Source organism: Psychrobacter sp. P11G5 (genome assembly GCF_001593305.1).
Lineage (GTDB): Bacteria > Pseudomonadota > Gammaproteobacteria > Pseudomonadales > Moraxellaceae > Psychrobacter.
Genome location: NZ_CP012533.1, coordinates 2554626 through 2575404 on the forward strand (window position 1 = coordinate 2554626; position 20779 = coordinate 2575404).

Sequence of the window (20779 nt, forward strand, 5' to 3'; positions counted from 1 at the left end):
TCGCATGACTGATATCAAAAAACTAACCCTACATCCGCGCCAATTAAGCTTCGAGATGTTGCGCGATATTTATGAGCGACCTGTCATATTGACACTACCTGAAAGCGCTTATGAAGCGATAGATGCCTCACATGAAGATGTACGCACCATCATTGCGCGTGATAAGAGCGCTTATGGTATCAATACCGGTTTTGGCCTATTAGCAAAAACCCGTATCAGTGATGATCAGCTTGAGCTACTCCAGCGTAACCTTATCGTTTCTCACTCGGTGGGTACGGGTGAAGCACTGCCAGACAACGTGGTCAGGCTAATTATGGTGATGAAAGTTGCCAGTTTAGCGCAAGGCGTCTCTGGTGTACGTCGCGCTGTGGTCGATAGCTTACTTGGCTTAATCAACAATCAAATTACCCCAAACATTCCTGCCAAAGGCTCCGTTGGGGCATCTGGTGACTTAGCACCTTTATCGCATATGACGCTGGCGATGATGGGCGAAGGCGATGTCTATGTTGACGGCAAAAAAATACCCGCTGCTGATGCATTAGCGCAACATGGTCTTGAGCCCATTACCCTAGCAGCCAAAGAAGGGCTCGCTCTTATTAATGGTACTCAGGTCTCAACCGCATTGGCATTGCGTGGTTATTTCTTAGCACGGGACTTACTTGAGACAGCAACCATCGTCGGCTCCATGTCTATCGATGCCGCCAAAGGCTCAGATGCTCCATTTGATGCGCGTATTCATGAAGTGCGTGGTCATCATGGGCAAATTGAAATTGCTAAAGCGCATCGCCAGCTGATTAAAGGCAGTGCTATCCGCGCCTCGCATGATGGCGAACAGGACGATAGAGTACAGGACCCTTATTGCTTACGCTGTCAGCCACAAGTCATGGGTGCTTGCCTTGATATCATCAACCAAGCAGGAAAAACCTTATTAATTGAATCTAATGCGGTGACCGATAACCCACTTATCTTCACTAACGATGATGGCCCAGTTGCTATCTCAGGTGGTAACTTCCATGCCGAGCCAGTTGCCTTTGCCGCAGACATTTTAGCCTTGGCAATTGCTGAGATTGGTTCTATGTCTGAGCGCCGTGTGGCTTTATTGATTGATGCAACCTTGTCAGGCGGCTTACCACCATTCTTGGTGGATAATGCGGGAGTGAACTCAGGCTTTATGATTGCCCATGTCACCGCAGCGGCACTCGCCTCAGAGAACAAATCTATCGCCCATCCTGGCAGTGTCGATAGCATTCCAACTTCTGCCAACCAAGAAGACCACGTATCGATGGCAACCTATTGTGCGCGCCGCCTATACGAGATGGCGCAAAATACCGCCACCATTATCGGTATTGAGTTATTGGCTGCTGGTCAAGGTATCGACTTCCATCGTGGACTAGATACCTCGGAAGCGTTGAAAACAGCACATCAAAAACTACGCGAGCAAGTCACTTTTTATGATAAAGATCGCTACCTAGCGCCTGATATTGAAGCAGCAAAACAACTAGTATTAGATGGCACGCTCACCGAATATTGGCAGTCACTGCGCAGCGATTGGTATGAGTCTAAATAGGAAAGTTTTATATATATAATACCCACTCTCAACCATCTAGCTTTATTGGCGTAAGCCATACTAAATTGAAAGTCAGGTTTTATATTATGAAAGGAGGTCAACAATGACAATAGCCGTTAGCCACACTGCAGCTGATATGAGTCGGTGGACAGGACGTGCAGAGCCGTTTGAGTCTGCGCGCGCCCGCTACTGGTATCAAATAGCGCAGCCTTATGCCTTTGATAGCACCAGTCAGCAAAATGGTCAGCGCATTGGACTGGTCGGTTTTGCTTGTGATCAAGGCGTCAGACGTAATCAAGGACGCGTAGGTGCAAGAGCTGCGCCGCCCTTGATTCGCCAAGCATTTGCGGCGCTGCCGGTCATCGCTGAGTTACAACAACGCTATGAGGGTCAACTGCCGACTCTACTAGGTGATGCTGGTGATATCCATTGTCATGATAATGATGATTTTGCCGAGCGTACTCTGGAGCAAGCTCAAGTAAAATATGCCGATAAGATTAGCCATATTATCCAGGAAGGCGGTCTACCTATCGGGCTTGGTGGTGGTCATGCCATCGCTTATGGTAGCTTTTTAGGATTATGGCAGGCGCTGTCATCAAAAGCCGATCAGCCTACTAATGACGTCAGCAATGTCGAGAGCCATGTTGAAAATGATGTCAAAAGCCATGCGAGCGCAATGCCTACCATCGGGGTGATTAACTTTGATGCGCATCTAGATATTCGTCAATCTGATGTCGCCACGTCTGGTACGCCATTTCGTCAAATTGCCGAGCACCTTGATGAACAAGGTCAGCCATTTCACTATTGCTGTATCGGCGTCAGTCGGTTTTCCAACACTGCCGCGCTCTTTGACCGTGCTGAGCAGTTAGGCGTACACATTATCAGTGATGAAGATTGCACCAATAAAAAATGGAAAAAAATTGCTACTCAAATAGAGACCTTTATCAATGAAGTCGATGTGGTCTACTTAACTATTGATATGGATTGCCTGCCGTCGAGCGTCGTTCCTGGTGTCAGTGCGCCCGCCGCCTATGGTATTAACTTGGCATTCGTTGAGCGCGCGGTCAAACATATCATGGCATCAAACAAAGTAAGAATAGCTGATATTGCCGAGATTAACCCGACCTTTGATGTTGATGGACGCAGCTGTAAAGTCGCCGCTCGCCTCTTGGCGACTATTATCGAGCAGCATCTACTATTAACATAGACGAAATACAGTCAGTTCATTATAAACAAGTTACAGTGCTACTAGAGTACATTTTTCGCAGCCTCTGTCTGCGTAGGCACAGCAAGCAAGGAAAATTTACTCTAGTAGCACATTATAATAGTTATAACGCTATTATTTGAACTGACTGTAGCTTCTTACTCAAAATTGCTAGCTCTAAACTAAAATAAGCAGGAGCACATCATGACTAATACTACAAATCCTACAGACCAAATGCCTATAAACGATTCCACTCTGACGTCGTTTGACCACCTCATTATCAATGCCAATCTCGCAACTTTTTCAGCGCAATACGGGTTTGATATTTATAATGACAACCAAGAAAAAAGCACCCCTTATGGTCAATTAGAAAACGCTGCTATCGGTATCAAAGACGGCAAAATTGCATGGGTTGGTACGCATGAGCAAATAAAGCCGCATCTTACTCATTATAAAAATAATCAAATCAAAGACGCTGATGGCAACTGGGTCACGCCTGGACTCATCGATTGTCATACCCATATCGTTTATGGCGGTAACCGCAGCAACGAGTTCGAAGCGCGATTGCAAGGTGCCAGTTATCAAGATATTGCGGCACAAGGTGGCGGCATTGTCTCAACCGTTAGCGCCACCCGCGCAGCGAATGAGGAAGAATTGTTTGCGCAAAGTGAAAAACGTCTGCTCGCGCTCATCAAAGAAGGCGTGACCAGTGTCGAAATCAAATCTGGGTATGGACTGGACCTAGAAACTGAGCGCAAAATGCTAAAAGTCGCCCGCGCACTCGGTGACAAACACAACATTCATGTCAGCACCACTTATTTAGCCGCCCATGCCCTACCACCTGAATACAAGTCTCACGTACAGGACCGCTCGGATGACTATATCGAGCAAGTTTGCCAGTGGTTACCAATCTTGCATAGCGAGGGCTTGGTCGATGCGGTCGATGGCTTCTGTGAAAACATTGCCTTTACTGCTGAGCAAATTAAGCGCGTCTTTGAAGTTGCTCGTTCGTTAGGCTTGCCAGTTAAGTTGCATTCTGAGCAGCTCTCAAACATAGGCGCTAGTGCTTTGGTAGCAGAATACCAAGGACTATCAAGCGACCATCTTGAGCACTTAGTAGAAGACGATATTAAAAAAATGGCCGCAAGCAACACGGTAGCGGTGCTACTGCCGGGTGCTTTTTATACGCTACGTGATACCAAACTGCCACCGATTGAAGAGTTGCGTAAACATCAAGTTCCGATTGCCGTTTCAACAGATTGCAACCCCGGTACTTCCCCATTAACGTCGCTGTTATTAGCGATGAATATGGGCTGTACACTATTTTATTTAACCCCTGAAGAAGTATTGGCAGGAGCGACCGTTCATGCGGCACAAGCGTTAGGTCTAGCCAAAAAAGGCAAAATAGAAGTGGGTTACGATGCTGATTTAGCGTTATGGGATATCGCTCGCCCTGCTGACCTTGCTTATCAAATGGGGCTAAATCCTATCGCAGGTGTTATGGTTCAAGGTAAATGGCATGAGACGGTATAGCGAATTTATATAAACGTTTAGCATAATTAAAGAAGCCCTAACCATTAAATGATTGGGGCTTCTTTATTGGCTATCGAATTAACAAGTTACTATCACATAATCAGTTCGATATATAGCCAGTTCAAATATAGTCAGTTAAATATAAAACGATACAGTGAAACTAGGATGCATGCTCTTAGCTTGTGAGTTTTGCAGCCTTTGTCTATGCAAACACAAATAGCCAAAAAAACTTATACCAGTTCCGTGTCATAACTTCACATATTTATTTAATATCAACTATCTATGAATAACTAAACTCTGTAGTGAGCATTATAACTCTACATCTGCCGCAGCATCAGTATTGACGTTAGTATTGGCATTACTATTGGCATCAGTGTCTTTAGTTTTACGTTCAAATACAGTACCTGTTTCGGCATCGATATTTAGTTCAACAATTTGATCAGCCTTTAGTACTTTAACTTCGTAGTAGGTCTGATGGTCAGCATAATCATTATCATTTTCGAATTCAATTTCTAAGACACGACCACTGGTTTGTTTTTCCGCAGTATTGATAGCATCCATAATCTTGATTTTTGCTTGCTGCTGAACTTCATAACTATCGACATCATCTTTATCTAAATTTTCGGTTTCAGACTTTACGACTTTGCCAGTTATAGCATCAACTTTGATTTCATAACCAGTGGTATTAGTACTGAATTCCAGCTCATAGACACCGCCATCACCCTCAGCATCGCTGTCATTTTCATCAAACTCTGCGCTGATTAAAGTACCGGAAGCTTCTTTGCTCGCCGTAGTAATCGCCTGCTTTAGGCTAATTTTCGCTGTTTGAGCAGCACTCACTTCGTCAGTATGATTAGCAGCACTAACAGCTGTACTCACTACACCTGCGCTCAATGCTAAAGTTAGACAAGCGCCCAATGTAGTCAGTTGCAATTTTTTAATAATATTACTCATATCTCTTTATCCTTATAGCCATTATGGAATTGCTTTTATGATACGGATATATAAGGATAAACATGAGACAAAAAGGTAGCGTAATGTAGCACTAATGTACTGTAAAACATTATCTAATAATTACCTTTTTTCTATGGCTATCATACACTTAGGTAATGCTATTGCAGTAGAAATAAGGTATAATGTTATTCCGTTTTTTATAATGTTACTTCACCTTTTTAGGTCATTTAAGCCTCTATGCTAAATACGTCCCACCTAACAGACTCACTATACGATAATACTTATCACTCTTTAACGGGCGTTAGTTTTGACATTATTGCTGATTTTGATACTTCTGGTTTTGATACTGAGTCGGCATTGGCTTTTGCAAGCTTACCGCTTATCATTCAAGAGCAAATGTTGCAGAGTAAACGGATTGTATTGATAGCAAATAACCCTTCAATAGATACAGCGAGCTTAGAGACGCTGTTGCAGCCGACAGATATGCTAGTTTTGTTTAATGACTTTATTCATGCTGATTTTTTTGCTCATCACCCTAGCGCTAAAGATCTACCAAAACTGTTATTTTTTAGAAAAATCGGCGACAGTTTATTGCATTTTGGCATGCCGCCGCGTAGTAACAACTTAACTGCAATGCTAGATATGGCCAAGCATGCACCACTTGGCATCTTGTTTGGGAATACTGACTACCAGTTTCCATTACCAGCTGACGACCCCAGCCCTAATGATGACCCGATAACAGCTAGCCGAGTACTAGAGATTCCAGAACTGCTAAATGAATTGTTGCATAGCGATGAGCATTGTCGCGTGCTATCGGAGCAGCATAGCGTGGTAGCAGATTATCCTATTTTTGCTGATATCCATTCATCTGCGCCGACCTCAGGATTTTTGTTGTATCGGCTATTATTAGCGGCATGTTTGGAGGTGCAACAGCAGCAAAATACTGAGATGCCAATATCGATGATCATGTTGGGCTTTAATAATGATGATAAAACAGCGCACTTTTGGGATGGGCATAATTGGGCGTTTGAAAGACAAGAGCTTGCGACGCCGCCTAATAGCGTCGAGATTATCCGTCAGTATTAATACATCAGCACTAACGAATCAGTGTTAATAAAACAGAGCCTCTACATCATTTAGATATACAGCATACTAAACATAAGGCGCATCCGGATAATGAGCCGCTCTAATCTCGACTTCACTTGGCTGTCGATTGATAGCAATCGGTACTGTCTGCGTATCTTGCCAGTTAATCAATTGCAACTGCGCAAACTCTGCTAACCATCCTGACATCGGCCAATGTTGCCATTTTTCATAAAAGCGATTGGCATTGATAACGATACTATCTAAATGATTAAGCGGCGGTCTATAGACACTATGCTGTTGATGGTAAATCACATCATCAGTTAAGTAAAAATCGATATTCAACGCACGCGCCATAAAAGCAAAATCCGTATCTTCAGCGCCGTAGCCGACATAATCCGTATCAAAGCCACCAATTCGCTCAAATTGACTGCGCATTATCGCAAAACAAAGACTCCAAAATGCACCATAATCTTGCGTCTGTTTAATAGACTTATCTTGATGCTGCAAATCAAAGTTATCCCGATAAGGGTTAAATACGGACAGCTTGTCTAGATAATCGGCTGCTAATTTACCTTGTTGTAGCTGACTACCCTCATCATCGGTTAAAGGACGCATCAGATAACGCGGTTGACCCATCAATAAGGCTTTGGAATGTGCTTGGAGTTTATAATGTAGCTGCTCAATAAAGGTTGGGGCGACGATACAATCTACATCCAAGAAAACCATGGCGTCATACGTGGCGCGCGCGGCTCCAAGGTTACGGTTACGACCAATATCAAATGATGCGCTACTTGCTAATCCATCCTCAGTCGCTGTAGTCGTTGCTAACTTAATAATATTTAAATCGTACTCTGCTAGACGTTCATGCTCAGCATCGTCATTAACGATAATAATTTCTGCTGGTTTGACACTACCCTGCGCCAAACTACTGAGTAGATTGTAGAGGTGTCGATTGCGTCCATAGCAGGTAGTAATTACACTCATGGGAATGGCGTCTTGCGCTTTGGTTATCGTTGTCATAGAAATATTTGCTCTTATTATCTTTCAGGTTTTATACCTAGCTGCGGCAATAACCATTCCTCAAACCAAGCTTTAACGGAAGTATAGTCAGCGAAACTATCCATAAATTCTTGCGCTAGCATATTAGCTTGGTTACCCGTCAAAGCAGTCTTATCAGTGTTGATTGATTCATTGATAACTGATTCGTTGTTAATTGACTTATTGTTAACTGATAAAAAAGACGGTATATCCTGACTACCCAAACTTGAAGTTTGACCGATAAACTGTGCCCAACTTAAAGCACGGCCTTGCTCAATTAGCGCCTCTGCCATGACTTCTTGCTCACGATGCGGACGCTCATCTGGCAATACAATAAGCGGCGTCGCATAGTCATACGCTTGCGCAATACCGTTCAAACCACAAGCCATCAAAAGCAGATCACTATAGGCAATAAATGGGGTCACATCATCTACGTGAGCAGCAATATCGACATAATCACGTGCCTCATCATTAATAGGCCCAAGCGATATAATCAATGCGTTCGGTAATGCACGGCGTAGCTCTGGCAGCTTGGCATCAATAGCATCATGCCCACCATAGCCCTTGATGACAGTAACAATGTTGCCTTCGTTAGCATTGTCTTCAGCTGATTTATTGACAGCGTCTAAACGCGAGTAAAGTCGCTCATGAATAGTATTATCAGTAGTGAGCGTCATGAGCTTATTTATAAAGGCGGTAAACGTTAACAGCTCATCCGTCTTATTGGGCATGAAATCAAGATATAGCGTTTTTTGGCGTACCCAGTCCGGCGTTGCTGACGCTTCAAGCGCCTTTGGATAAGGGGCTAATAATCCCAGCGCGCCAGCAAAGGCATTCAAATGTGGCTTATCATCGCGCTCGCCTGCCAGCCTTACGTATAAGTAAGGCACGCTAGCTGTACGGCATAGCATGGCAACTTCAGCGCTGACATCAATAATCATCAGGTCAATCCGGCGCTGACGAATCTCATTGAGCAGCTGCCAACTGCGCGTCTGCACATTGCCATTACCTACTGGCGAGTAATGCAAGCTACTCGGCTGCCAATACTCACCAGCTCGTCCTGGCAGTACATCTTCTGGCAGCTGATCCTCAGCGCTTAAACGTACGATTTGCTCATCAGCTATCGCGCTAAAGCGATAACCATCATTAGGAAAACTGGTAAACACTGTTATCTGCGAGCGTAATGTAGGCGGCAGTAGAACAGCCAATTTATCCGCTTGGCGGCAGTGACCTGAACCATGATGATGAGCATAATAGCCAATACGCATAAAAGATGTCCTAGAACTTACTTATTAAGAAATGACACTTAAATAGCTAGTGAAGTTAGTCTGTTTACTTTAGAAAATTTTAGTAGGCTAGAACTTGAATCATAAGTAGCATCTAGAAAGACAAGGCCTGAATCTGAGCACTAACACTATCATTGTCACTACTTTCTAATACCTGCTCATATAGCCGCAGATAACCATCAACCATTGTAGCGACGGAACAAAACTGCTCAGCACGAAGGCGACATGCCACGCGAGAAATATGTTTAATATCATCAAAAGCTTGAATAAAAGCGTCTTTGTCCATCTTAGGTACGATAATACCAGTCGATGACGTGACAATCTCAGCGCTCGCACCGACATCAAATCCAATCACTGGCGTACCGCAAGCCAAACTCTCAGCCAGCGTTAAGCCATAAGGCTCGTCCCATGTACTGGTAAATAGCATAGCAGTCACTTGGCTTAAGCGTTCATTGATTTGATCTTTACTCAGATGACCGACGTAATTGAATAAAGACCCATCGTTTTTATCTTCTTCTAGTAGCGGCGCAACGTACTCATCAAAATATTCCTCATTACTCTTTGGCCCTGCAATAATGAGGCGCTTGCCTGCCGCTTTGCAATACTCCATCGCTAGATGTGTGCCTTTTTCCACACAAATACGTCCGTACCAAAAGTAAACCTCATCTTCAATCGGTTGTACGTTAGCTTTAAACGACTGTACATCAATACCGTTATAGACCACATGAGAAGGCACGAACTCAGCAAATAACTGCTGCTGATGACCACTAATCGCGGTGAACTGGGTTTGCGTGCCTTGACGTAGTGTCAATAATGCTAAGCGCAGCTGCGGGAAAATCGGCGTATGAAAGGTGGTAAAGAAGCGTGCGCCAAACGCCTGACCCATCATCATCGGTATATGATGCAAGCTGTGATTGTGCACCACGTCGATCATGCCCTGTTCATCACGACTGATGATATCGCGCATGGCTTGCTGATACACCAAATACTGATACAGCTCCTCACGGCTCATACCTACCGAATCATGCTCCTTGTCATAGACCAACGCATCAAACTGCATGCGCGTCATAAAGGGCACGAGTGTCGCATTAGTTTGACTATCAGCGTGTGCATAGAGCGACACTTCATGCCCTTGAGCAACCAATTCATCACAGATAAGCTCGGTAATCATTTCAAGACCGCCAGCGTATGGCTGTGCAATTGGGTACAAAGAGTGCGCAATAACAGCAATGCGCAATACAGGAGTATCCATTACGCTAGCATCACGGTAAGCAGTAATACTTGATATATCGACAGTAGGGCTAGATAGCATAACGAGTCCAATATGAATTGATTAAGTATAAATTAACTAAATATGAGTTGAATGACAGTTATTAGGTACAGATAAAAATTGTAGAGATTAAAATTAATGTTGTTAAAAATTAACAGCATTGTCGTCTTTGAATGAAGACACCAAAGGTCTGTCTTTTGATTTAGCAATACTAATCATGTGCGGCTGAGACAAGTTTTTAGTAACGAAGCTTTTAGCACTGATAGCACTGAGGTTTTTAGTAATTAAGGTCTCAGCAGCTACCCTTTTATTTGCAACCTTATATTCTTCATAGCTGTAATTATCCAGCATCACCTTGGCAGCCCATATTTTTAGGATACAAACCATCACAGCGCAGCCAAATAGTAGCGGTGAATATAACAGTGAAAATGGCGATACGATTATGGCTGTGGTTATATTTAGCATTAGCAATACTTTAGGCATCGCCATTAAATTGGCAACATAAACTGATTTGCGTGTACGCACAAACTCTTGCTTCGGCGTACAGATAAATGGCTTTTTTTGTCCCCATAGTACTGGCCACCATGATAAAGCGCCCAGCTCCCAAAAATTCAGATGCACAGCCCAAGCCCGCAAACGATTACTTAAACTTGGCGCAGCTCCATTGCTAGTTTGCTGATTGAGCGGTGCACTATCCTGCATATATGCCCATAAGCGCCTACCCAAGAATATAGCGTAGCTCACATACACGATATATAGCGGAGCGAGCAAAGCATGAATATTCAAACTGCTGCCAAACAACAAAGCACCCGTAATGATAAGTAGCGTCAATAACTGCAATACGATAAAGATACCGGTAAAGTTCACCCAAGCACTAAGCTGAGATAAGTGCGCACCCATATAAGCTAGACGCTCACTGAGTTTCTTTTTTGTGTCTGGTGAACCTGTGGCGAATAAACTTGTTGAAGGCAAGTTTGATGACGCTGAAAAGTAAGTATTAAGCACTTGCATATTGCCGTAGATCCAACGTCGCCGCTGACTCATTAGGTCGTGTAAGGTAGTCGGCAGCAGTCCTGTCGCGATAACCTCAGGAACGAACTGACTACGCAAGCCGCGACCATGCATCAGCACACCCATCTGCGCATCTTCGGTAATTGATGCACCTGACCAACCGCCCAAATCTAGTAGCGCGCGACGGCGAATAACCGCATAAGTCCCTGTCGATAGCGCACGTTTACGGTTGAATGGACGGTATAAATGATGATTGAAATAATGATTTAACTCGCTATGAATATCGACTCGCCCTGCGTCCCGATAAAACTGCGGAAATTGCAATAGCGCATGAGACGGATAGCGTTCGATAGCATTTGCAATTGATATTCGCGCCTGCGGTAACGCCTGATAATCACTGTCGACTACTACTATATGACTGCAATTAGGATCCATGAGTCCCAACGCTAAATTGAGCGCACCTGCTTTAAAGCCTGCAACTGAATCAATATGATAAAAATGTACATTATGACGCGCAGCAAGACTGGCACAGAACTGTGCTAATGGCTCGTATAAGGTCGTTTGGGTATTATTATTATCGACGATTAGAATTTCATCGTCGTCTGCTTTGATAGCTAATAATGATTTAATTGTCTCAATGACTAGCGCTGCTGGCTCAGCACGAGTCATTAGCTGAAAACTTAAACGTATAGGCGTTTCTTTACTAATATGGGCATTCTTTGATACAGCTTTGTACGTCTGGCTGTCTGCTCTATTTAGAATGTTTTTATTGAGAAGAGTTTTGTTCAGAATAGTTCTATTGAGATTTTTTTCTTCGAAGTTATTGCTACGATCGCTTCTGCCGTGACTCTCAGTTTGAGCTTTAGAATTCTTTAGATGATAAGCAGGTGAACTATCAGTCTTTGGTGAACTATGAATCTTTAATGTATTATTCTTGGTTAAACTCAAGCTATTTATGTTTTTTGTTTTATTATCTGTGACAACGTATTGGTTTGCATTTACGTCAGCTTCTTTCATACCATCTCTCCTTATGGCACCTTTTGCTATAGCACTCCTTTCTATAGCATTCTGTCTTATGGTTTCCTCACTTATAAATAATGACGTTTTTGTAGAATAATTTACTTTATTGATACTCATGTCTTGTCCCTGTGTTTACCCGTTAACTAAGAAGGAAATTAAAACGAAAAATAGAAACTTGTCGGTTTCTATAATCGTCATAATTTATCTATCAGCGAGAGGGTCAACCCATGTACTTATAGCTGCTTAATTGACACTCAGTTTGTATTAGTCTTAAATTTTATCTGAGTAATATTATTCAAAGTCTTATCGTTATCTGCCTGTATAAAAATCTATGATAGTTGAAAGAAATAATAGTCTTTACCTGTGAAATGTACATAATCACCCCATAGTGTAACGCCACGTAATTATTGTAAAAACGCTGCTATATTAGTCGCTTAGCGTCCATATAACTCTATCTATCGTCTTTGATACATTAATCATATTGTTTGATAGCTAACGATAAATACTCGAAGATACACGTCATGTTAATAGCTATTTCTTTAATGCTATCAAGGTTGGTTAAAGTGATGCTTGTCTTATGTATAGATTGATTTCTATAGCTTTATTTTGCACAAAAAAATACCGCACCTATAAGATATAGATGCGGTATTTAAGAATGCTCTAACACTGCTTTCAGACTACTTTAGGAGCTAAGAACAAGCTACCTTACAGTCTTATTAGTTTATGTCATAAGCTATCTTACATCACAAGTTAGTTTAAAATACCATAAGCACATAACGCATCAGCCACTCGTTTGAAACCGACAATGTTGGCACCTGCAACATAGTCGATATAACCATTGTCAGTCTGATTGTACTTCTCTGACGCTTCAGCCGCACAATCATGGATATTCTTCATAATAAGTTTTAGACGCTCATCAATTTGATCAAAACTTTTATATTGACGTACTGAGTTTTGCGACATCTCAAGCGCAGATACTGCGACCCCTCCAGCATTTGCTGCCTTACCTGGCGCATAATGCACACGATGCAGACAGATATAATCAACTGCTTTGGCAGTCAGAGGCATATTAGCGCCTTCGACTACGTATTTTATGCCGTTCTCAACCATGAGTTTGGCATCATCTTCATCAACTTCGTTTTGAGTGGCTGAAGGGATAGCGATATCGCCCTTAAACTGCCATGGCTTTTGATCGGCAAACCACTCGCCACCATAGACATCGACATAGTCAGCTAACGGTTTACTTTGTTCTTTTTGCTTTTTAAGCCAGTCGATTTTTTCTTGATCGAGACCTGCTTCATCATACAAAGTACCTTTTGAATCAGACACCGTAATTGGAATACCACCGAGCATAAAGACCTTTTCAGCAGCATGTAGTGAGACGTTACCCGCCCCTGATATCAACACCCTCTTACCTTTGATATCTTCGTTCTGCGCGGCCAGCATATTCTCTAGGAAGTAAACTGCGCCATACCCTGTGGCCTCCGTACGCACCAAGCTACCACCAAAACCCACGCCTTTACCGGTTAATACACCGCCGTGCTCGTGAGTCAAGTTCTTGTACATGGCAAACATATAGCTGACTTCACGGCTGCCAACACCGATATCGCCTGCTGGTACGTCAACGTCTTTACCAACATAGTGATGCAATTCGCGCATAAAAGCATAGCAAAAACGACGAATATCATTATCAGTTTTGCCCTTAGGGTCAAAATCAGAACCCCCTTTACCGCCGCCCATAGGTAGACCGGTCAATGCGTTTTTGAAGATTTGCTCAAAGCCTAAAAACTTCAAAATAGATTGATTCACCGATGGATGAAAACGTACGCCACCTTTATAAGGTCCCAAAGCGTTGCTGAACTGAACACGCCAGCCGCGATTGACTTGAACTTCGCCTTTATCGTTTTCCCAGTTAATACGAAAAGCAATAATACGATCAGGCTCTACTAGACGCTCGAATATTTTGAATTTTTGGTATTCAGGATGAGCATCATATAAAGGGGCAATGGTAAGCGCAACTTCTTTGACTGCTTGAACAAACTCAGGTTGATGTGCATAGCGCGCTTCAACTTTTTCGATGGCCTGACTGATACTCATAGATCTTCCTTAACTATAGAACGTGTGATGGTACTCGATTACATCTCTACAATACCGTACTCAGTAGACTACGGCATTGCAAGTACTGATGCAGGATTGATTTTTTGCGTTCGGTACACAAAAGGCTAGCGGGATTAAAAGCCGATAAGTTAAGCAACCGACAGGCGTCATGACGTTTATATGTCTATTGCATATCACTTTGAGACTACTGAGTATGTACAGATGGGATCGGTATGACAAAGACAGTAATTGTGGCGCGCAGCTTATATGGTCAAAACGGTTGGTTACTTGACATCTCCTATTTAATTTACCCTGCTACTGAAAAAAGTCAATCCCGTATTGCAATATAAATGCTACTAATTATGAACGGCTATGGTTATAGACGAATACATCCTAAGGCATCTCATTGATTCTTATCATATATTGGCCTGAATAAGCGTATGAGCGGTATAAAAAGTAAAGCAAATGGCAAAAAACTTAACTTAAATTCGATAATTTCATATCATTATTAATAGTAAGGCATTATAATAATCCACATTGCTAGTAAGGTATTATAATCGTTTACCTGAATACATCCTTTGTTTAAATACAAAGTTATTTTTGAATATTATCAATGAATGGTTTGTGTCCATTTAACAATGAGAGATTGTGAGATATCTATGCGTACAGATTCGTTCCAACAAATACTAGAAGACCTTAATAGCTCATCAGCAGACGTCGAAGCCTCTGCTCTAATCTCAAACGATGGCTTAATGATAGCTTCAGCTTTGCCGACAGGCGTGGATGAAGACCGCGTTGGTGCTATGTCAGCAGCGTTATTATCGTTGGGTGACCGCGCAGGTCGTGAGTTGGCTCGTGGCAGTATTGACCGTATTATGATTCAAGGTGAAAAAGGCTATGTAATTATGACTTCATCAGGTGATGAAGCAGTCCTTACGATTATGGCCAAAACCAATGCCAAACTTGGGTTGATATTTTTGGACATTAAACGCGCCTCAGAAGCACTTGCCAAGCTGATCTAAGTAATAGATCTAGGTAATAAAAATCATTCTTGTCGTCTAGCATAGTCGATCCACAATAATATCGACGCCAAAAAACCAAAGCAAACCAAGAGCAAGCTATAGATTAATATGGCGAGCGAAGTTGAGACCGTAGCGGTTTTATGACTATAGACGACTGAAAATTTATAATGATAAATATAGGAGGTTATTATGGGCTCTCCCCTTCTCGATGCCGCGAAGCCTGATATGCCAGCTGAGAAAGTTGCACTGACTTATCATGACGGTACTTCACGCAGCGTTTATGACTCTGCGATTGAACGTCCCTATCCTGATGGCAAGCTAATCGTCTCGCGTACGGATTTAGACGGTATCATCACCCATGTGAATGATGCGTTCGTAGAAATCAGTGGCTATACGACAGACGAGCTGATCGGTCAGCAGCACTATATATTGCGTCACCCTGATATGCCCAATGCCGCTTATCAGGACTTATGGCAAACGGTGAAGGCAGGACAAAAATGGCATGGCTATGTCAAAAATTTATGCAAAGATGGCAGCCATTATTGGGTATATGCGACCGTCGTGCCTAACGTACGCCGTGGACAAACCGTCGGCTATACGTCCGTGCGCCGTAAGCCCTCGCGTAGCAAAATTGAAGCGGCGACTATGCAATATGCCGAAATGAAACAGAATGAGGAAGGTTAAATCATGAACGAGAAGATGTATAACCTATTAATCGCCCCTGATTTTTCACCTGATCGTTTTGCAGGTTGGCATATGTTTAACACCTTAATCCAAAAGCGTGCGGACATTCACTTGCATCTCAATACACCTACCTCTCATGCTGAACAAGAAGAGATGGTCGATGCCGGTGACATACATATTATCTATGCCAATCCTTTTGATGCTGCCGCTTTGATTCGTGAAAAAGGCTATCGCGCCATCGCACGCCCAATCGGTAAATCTGATGAAATGGTCATTGCAGCGGCCGCCAATAGTGACATTAATCACTTAGAAGATTTGACCAAAGGCGCAACCGTCGCCATGGCAGACAACCGCGATGTGAAGCTTATCGGTCTGCGCTTACTAGAAGCGGTAGACTTAGAAGAAGCAGATTTAAACTGGGAAGTGACCGAAACCTATCAAGCGGCGGCAAGGCAAGTCATTAAAGGTGACGCACAAGCTGCGTTCTTCTTAGCAGAAATCTTTCATAGCTTCTCACGTTTGACCAAAGCACAACTGTCAGTACTGATCGAAAGTGATTTGGCAGATATTAGTCATGTGCTACTGATTAAAGAGGATTTCGTTGAAGCGGATGCATTAAGTCAGGCGATATTGACCTTTCATGAAGATGATAGTGGTAAAGAGGCGCTTGCCGAACTTGGTATGCCGCAAGGCTTTGAGGCGATGAGCGAAGAAGATGGCGAGTTTATGTTGGATTTGATGGAAACCTTACTTGATTAAGTTTTAGAAGGTTGTTGCTTTATAAAATCATGTATCGTCTGTCGCGCTAAAACCTATAATACCCCTTATATTAAGGACACCGTCATGGCTGATTTATTTCCAACTGACGAGTTACTTTTACATAAAAGCGGCGAGATGACTGCACGTCGCACGTTTCGTTATTACTCTCGGAAGATTTTCGCCGCGCCCAATAACCACTACTATCACGAACAACGTATCAATGCCGCTTTGATGCTTAATGAAAAAGAACCGCTACAAGGCGCGGTCGCTGACTTTTTCTTTGGCTGTTGGTATGACATTCCTTACGATGTCAAAGATATCTTTGCTCGTATTCAAGGTCGCCTGCATCCGCAGATAGAGCACGCCTTTCATAACTGTATCAACAAGCTTGATTATATAAGGCACAGCAGTGAGTTTGCGACGCGCTGGAGCGTACTGGTAACGCCATCGTTGAACGTGCAAACCCATCGCCTACGTATCAGCAGTGATGATGCCAAAGAGATCGCTCGGAACATTACCAATGAGCTAATGAGCGCACGTGATGCGGCGGACTGGAATACGATTGAGCAAATTGAGCGTGAATTTTTTGCTCATTGCTTGGCTTGTAATGATCGCTTAGCCTTCTCTATCGTTTGGTTTCGCTTAGGTAAAAGCGACTGGCAATTTGATGAACACTGGAGTGATTGCCAACAGCAATTAGAACAAACGGGTTCAACTTCTACAAAAGAAATCTTAGGCTCTAAGCCAGTAAAAAACACGCTAAGCTTAGACAACAAGGCAAGCGCGTAGCTATTGCTGGTTTAACATTGCAACTGATTAACCCCTATTTTATTCCATCCTGTCGATAAGGTAACTTTTATGTCCACTTTTGATGATGCTGACAAAACCTATATTACCTTAACCCCTGCTGGCGTGTTTGAAGCATTTTCCCAAAGTGAACCAACCGCACAGCAGTTGGCATTACAGGCACTGTTGTCACATCGCGAGACGATGCTGGTCGCAGCATGGCTGGAGGAGTATTCAGAACGATGGTTAAATAACTTCGTTGAACAAGGTTTCATTGAAAAGCTATCTACCTTTTTGCCCGCTCCCAACTTACCACTTGATCAGTTTTTGCCGTATGTGGTGGCAAGCTTATCCGGCAAGCGCCGCGCTGCCATCGCTTCAGATGAAGGGTTTTGTTTGGCACGCATTGGCTACAGCCAAGAAGAAGCCGACATGCTTAGCGTAGCAGCAGCGGACTTCTCTGGATTTATGCTACGTCAAAAACAGCGCGGCTGGGCAGTTGAAAGCCAAGCAATATCTTTCTTTCAGCAAGTTGATTTATTGATTCCTGAGACCAGCTTTGTATTTTTGTGGATCGATGGTGGCGGCTATGCACTTATTATCGACGGTGAACCCTTGACCAATAATCGCGCCTTTGTTGAGCTAATTTGGGGCATCAAAACCTCTGGTCTGCGATTTGATAACTAAAGCTCCATTATAAAAAAACGTCAATGCAAAATATAACTTCGTCAAAGCATGACTTCGTACTGAAACTCTCCGATATCAAGCAATCGTGCATCTAATATGTCCAAACTAAGTGCACGCTTACAACCCATTCACTTTAAAAGTCAGCCAGTGCTGCTGGAATGAATTTTTTCAGCCTCTGTCACGCTGGCGAACAGCACACAAGAAAAGCTTATGCTAGTAGCACGTCTTATAGAAGACTCCTTTTAATAGCAGACTTTAAAAAGCTAGCAACATCAGTAATACTAGTAATATTAGTACCTTGCGAAATAACAATAACTCACCGAGCTATCAGGCATAATATTATCCAGTTAATCTTAAATTAATTACACCCACCTCTTTATATAGGCTGTTACTCAGTCTTTCCCACCTTTTTATTATCCAACTCCTGATAGTGGCAACCTCTGCCAATCCTTGCACTCTTGCTCATTTTTTAGGACAGTTTATGACTTCGCTTACTACTGTGCGCGTGCGTTATCAAACGATTGAAATTGGCAATACCGATATTCACATTTGCACCTTACGCGACAACCAACAATTCAGTGACCCTGACGATGAGGCACTCAATTTAGGTATTTGCTCGGCATCTTGGCCACTGTTTGGGGTGATATGGCCGTCAAGCTTGGTACTGGCTAACCATATGCTCGATTATAATATCGCGGGTAAGCGTATATTGGAGGTCGGCTGCGGGATGGCACTATCCAGCCTACTACTTAATCATCGGCATGCGGACATCACGGCGACGGACTATCATCCGACGGTCGAGTACTTCCTTGATCGCAATACCACGTTAAATAATAATAAAGAAATTAACTTTGAGCGCTTAGACTGGGCCGAAGACAACAGTCAACTTGGACGCTTTGATATGATCATCGGTAGCGACCTACTCTACGAAGATCAGCATATCGATATATTGGCCGCATTCATTGAGCGCCATGCCAGCTCCAACTGTGAAGTCATCATCGTTGACCCCGGACGCGGACGCAAAAACAAGCTGACGACAAAAATGATTGCGTCAGGCTTTAGTAGTCAACACATAAAACCTGAAGATACTACTTATTTGGATCTACCGTTTAAGGGGCATATCTTGACGTTTTCTCGAAATAGTTAAGATTTTTGAGAGATTTTAAAAAATCTGACTTAAAACTATAATGGCAATTTATTAAATTTCTAACAAAAATGTTTCTGATTTGTAAGAAAAAATCCTACTAACCACTATGGTTTGTATTTTTTGCCTTTAGAGTTTATTAATCAACTATTAACAATAGATTCCTGCCACTGCTGTTGAGTAACCTTATACAAGACGTGCTCAGCAAGTGGATGGCTGGGATTAAGCATTGGATGATAAAAGTTTTCTTGTGTATCAGTCATACCAATACGCTGCATAATCAATTGCGAGTGCTTGTTAATAACGGCAGTAAAGGCGACGACTTCATCAAGCTCTAATGTTTCAAATGCGAACCTTAACGAGGCTCTTGCTGCCTCAGTTGCATAACCTTGTCCCCAATAGTCTTTGTGTAGTCGCCAACCAATTTCCACATTGGGCGCAAAAGGCATATCAGCATGTGATTCATTCAAGCCAACCATACCGATAAAGGCCTCCTTCTTTTCTAAACTGCCTTTTAGACTCACCGCCCAAAACCCCCAGCCTTTATCTTCAATAAGCTGCTGGCACTTTTTGGCTATCACATCGCTCAATGTTAGCGATAATAGCTTGGGAAAGTATTTCATTACCTCAGGATCAGCATTCATCTCTGCAAACACAGCAAAGTCGCTTGGTTGCCATTGCCTGAGGTAAAGTCGTTCTGTTATTAGCACTCTTTGCGTCATGATATTTTGCCTGCTTCGTCCAATGCTCAACTCTCCTAACATTTACTATATTCTGCCGCTACACATTCACTTTATACTTCAAATCACGTGCCTCATCACCCGTCATCCCACGAAACCCCCAACAATGCGCTGGTTGCTCTTTTATCGTAATCTCGATATCTATCGGTGCGATTCCTACTTCCGATTCAATACGTTGAAACAATGCTTTGATCAGCGCCTTTTGCGTAGCGATAGTACGTCCTTCCATCATACTAATCTCAATGACAGTATAAGCTGCCGACCTATCATTAGGATAGTAAAAATCCTCAGAGTCTAGCGGTATGAAGCGCTGTGCCCTTTTATCCTCTGGTAATCCAAGTACCGACTGCTTGCAGCTATGAATGATAGTGGACAGCGCTGCTTAAATAGGATTGAGATTCTCTTTAACACCATAGATAACGATCATAAGTAAGCCTATATACTTTAGAGAAAATAATTTTATTTAATTTAATTAAAAACTCATTTAATCACAAACCCTATTTCTTGGGAATAATAAAAAAATATTTTATTATGATTAAATTTATATAACTTAAAATATAATCCTTAACTTATTATTTATTTACATATTTAGAAATATTATTATATTTTGATTAAATTTATACATATATGAAAAAATTTTTACCTAAAATTTTACATCTTGATCTTTTAACCTTAAAAGACTAATAAATAAAATTTAATGTATTTTATTATTCTTTAAATCATATTTATTTTTCGTCTTATCGAGAATCCATATATCAATAATGCTCATATAGTCTAATCGATACTTCGTACACTATACCTTACAAGGCATTGATAACACCTGCTTAATAATCTTAAAACAATCTCAAAACAATGACTTTTAAAGCTATTTTTTTAGTTATATAAAACTTA

18 protein-coding genes are annotated in these 20779 nt (G+C 42.4%); 10 read left to right on the plus strand and 8 right to left on the minus strand.

Annotated features, from left to right (window positions below; translation table 11 throughout):
• The first annotated feature begins 4 nt into the window (after positions 1-4).
• The 3 genes from hutH (at position 5) to hutI (ending at position 4304) form a co-directional block, all read left to right on the plus strand.
• A complete protein-coding gene (gene hutH / locus AK825_RS10290; protein ID WP_068037003.1) occupies positions 5-1567 on the plus strand; it encodes a histidine ammonia-lyase in 1563 nt (520 codons plus the stop codon).
• A gap of 103 nt (positions 1568-1670) precedes the next feature.
• Entirely contained in the window at positions 1671-2774 is a 1104-nt protein-coding gene (gene hutG / locus AK825_RS10295; protein ID WP_068037006.1) for a formimidoylglutamase, read from the plus strand.
• Between the two features lie 201 nt (positions 2775-2975).
• Entirely contained in the window at positions 2976-4304 is a 1329-nt protein-coding gene (gene hutI, locus AK825_RS10300) for an imidazolonepropionase (protein WP_082787229.1), read from the plus strand.
• Between the two features lie 309 nt (positions 4305-4613).
• Here the strand turns inward: hutI and AK825_RS10305 are convergent, their stop codons facing one another.
• Positions 4614-5258: a PepSY domain-containing protein gene (locus AK825_RS10305; protein WP_068037009.1), complete on the minus strand. Its 645-nt coding sequence runs from the start codon at positions 5256-5258 to the stop codon at positions 4614-4616.
• Positions 5259-5495: 237 nt separating this feature from the next.
• On the opposite strand from AK825_RS10305, the gene AK825_RS10310 reads away from it, so the two are divergent.
• Positions 5496-6344, plus strand: a complete 849-nt coding sequence (locus AK825_RS10310; protein WP_068037011.1) for a hypothetical protein — start codon at positions 5496-5498, stop codon at positions 6342-6344.
• Positions 6345-6410: 66 nt separating this feature from the next.
• On the opposite strand, the gene AK825_RS10315 is transcribed toward AK825_RS10310, so the two are convergent.
• The 5 genes from AK825_RS10315 to gdhA form a co-directional block, all read right to left on the minus strand.
• A complete protein-coding gene (locus AK825_RS10315) occupies positions 6411-7364 on the minus strand; it encodes a glycosyltransferase family 2 protein (protein ID WP_068037014.1) in 954 nt (317 codons plus the stop codon).
• A 17-nt stretch (positions 7365-7381) separates the two neighbouring features.
• Positions 7382-8650, minus strand: a complete 1269-nt coding sequence (locus AK825_RS10320; protein WP_068037016.1) for a hypothetical protein — start codon at positions 8648-8650, stop codon at positions 7382-7384.
• A gap of 112 nt (positions 8651-8762) precedes the next feature.
• Entirely contained in the window at positions 8763-9980 is a 1218-nt protein-coding gene (locus tag AK825_RS10325) for a glycosyltransferase (protein ID WP_068037020.1), read from the minus strand.
• Between the two features lie 102 nt (positions 9981-10082).
• Complete coding sequence (locus tag AK825_RS10330; RefSeq protein WP_068037023.1) at positions 10083-11966, minus strand: glycosyltransferase family 2 protein; 1884 nt, start codon at positions 11964-11966, stop codon at positions 10083-10085.
• A gap of 753 nt (positions 11967-12719) precedes the next feature.
• On the minus strand, positions 12720-14066 hold the full coding sequence (gene gdhA, locus AK825_RS10335) for an NADP-specific glutamate dehydrogenase (protein ID WP_068037026.1): 1347 nt from the start codon (positions 14064-14066) through the stop codon (positions 12720-12722).
• Between the two features lie 659 nt (positions 14067-14725).
• On the opposite strand from gdhA, the gene AK825_RS10340 reads away from it, so the two are divergent.
• The 6 genes from AK825_RS10340 (at position 14726) to AK825_RS10365 (ending at position 19151) form a co-directional block, all read left to right on the plus strand.
• Complete coding sequence (locus AK825_RS10340) at positions 14726-15088, plus strand: roadblock/LC7 domain-containing protein (RefSeq protein WP_068037029.1); 363 nt, start codon at positions 14726-14728, stop codon at positions 15086-15088.
• 189 nt (positions 15089-15277) lie between these two features.
• Positions 15278-15772, plus strand: a complete 495-nt coding sequence (locus tag AK825_RS10345) for a PAS domain-containing protein (RefSeq protein WP_068037032.1) — start codon at positions 15278-15280, stop codon at positions 15770-15772.
• A gap of 3 nt (positions 15773-15775) precedes the next feature.
• Positions 15776-16531 carry a phosphate/phosphite/phosphonate ABC transporter substrate-binding protein gene (locus AK825_RS10350; protein WP_227514057.1) on the plus strand — a complete coding sequence of 252 codons (756 nt, stop codon included), beginning with the start codon at positions 15776-15778 and terminating at the stop codon, positions 16529-16531.
• 84 nt (positions 16532-16615) lie between these two features.
• A complete protein-coding gene (locus tag AK825_RS10355) occupies positions 16616-17320 on the plus strand; it encodes a hypothetical protein (RefSeq protein ID WP_068037035.1) in 705 nt (234 codons plus the stop codon).
• 69 nt (positions 17321-17389) lie between these two features.
• Entirely contained in the window at positions 17390-18004 is a 615-nt protein-coding gene (locus AK825_RS10360) for a hypothetical protein (protein ID WP_068037037.1), read from the plus strand.
• Positions 18005-18485: 481 nt separating this feature from the next.
• Entirely contained in the window at positions 18486-19151 is a 666-nt protein-coding gene (locus AK825_RS10365; RefSeq protein ID WP_068037041.1) for a histidine kinase, read from the plus strand.
• Positions 19152-19291: 140 nt separating this feature from the next.
• Here AK825_RS10365 and AK825_RS10370 read toward each other — a convergent pair whose 3' ends face one another.
• Entirely contained in the window at positions 19292-19870 is a 579-nt protein-coding gene (locus AK825_RS10370) for a GNAT family N-acetyltransferase (RefSeq protein WP_068037044.1), read from the minus strand.
• A 58-nt stretch (positions 19871-19928) separates the two neighbouring features.
• Complete coding sequence (locus AK825_RS10375) at positions 19929-20264, minus strand: tautomerase family protein (RefSeq protein ID WP_227514160.1); 336 nt, start codon at positions 20262-20264, stop codon at positions 19929-19931.
• Positions 20265-20779 lie beyond the last annotated feature (515 nt).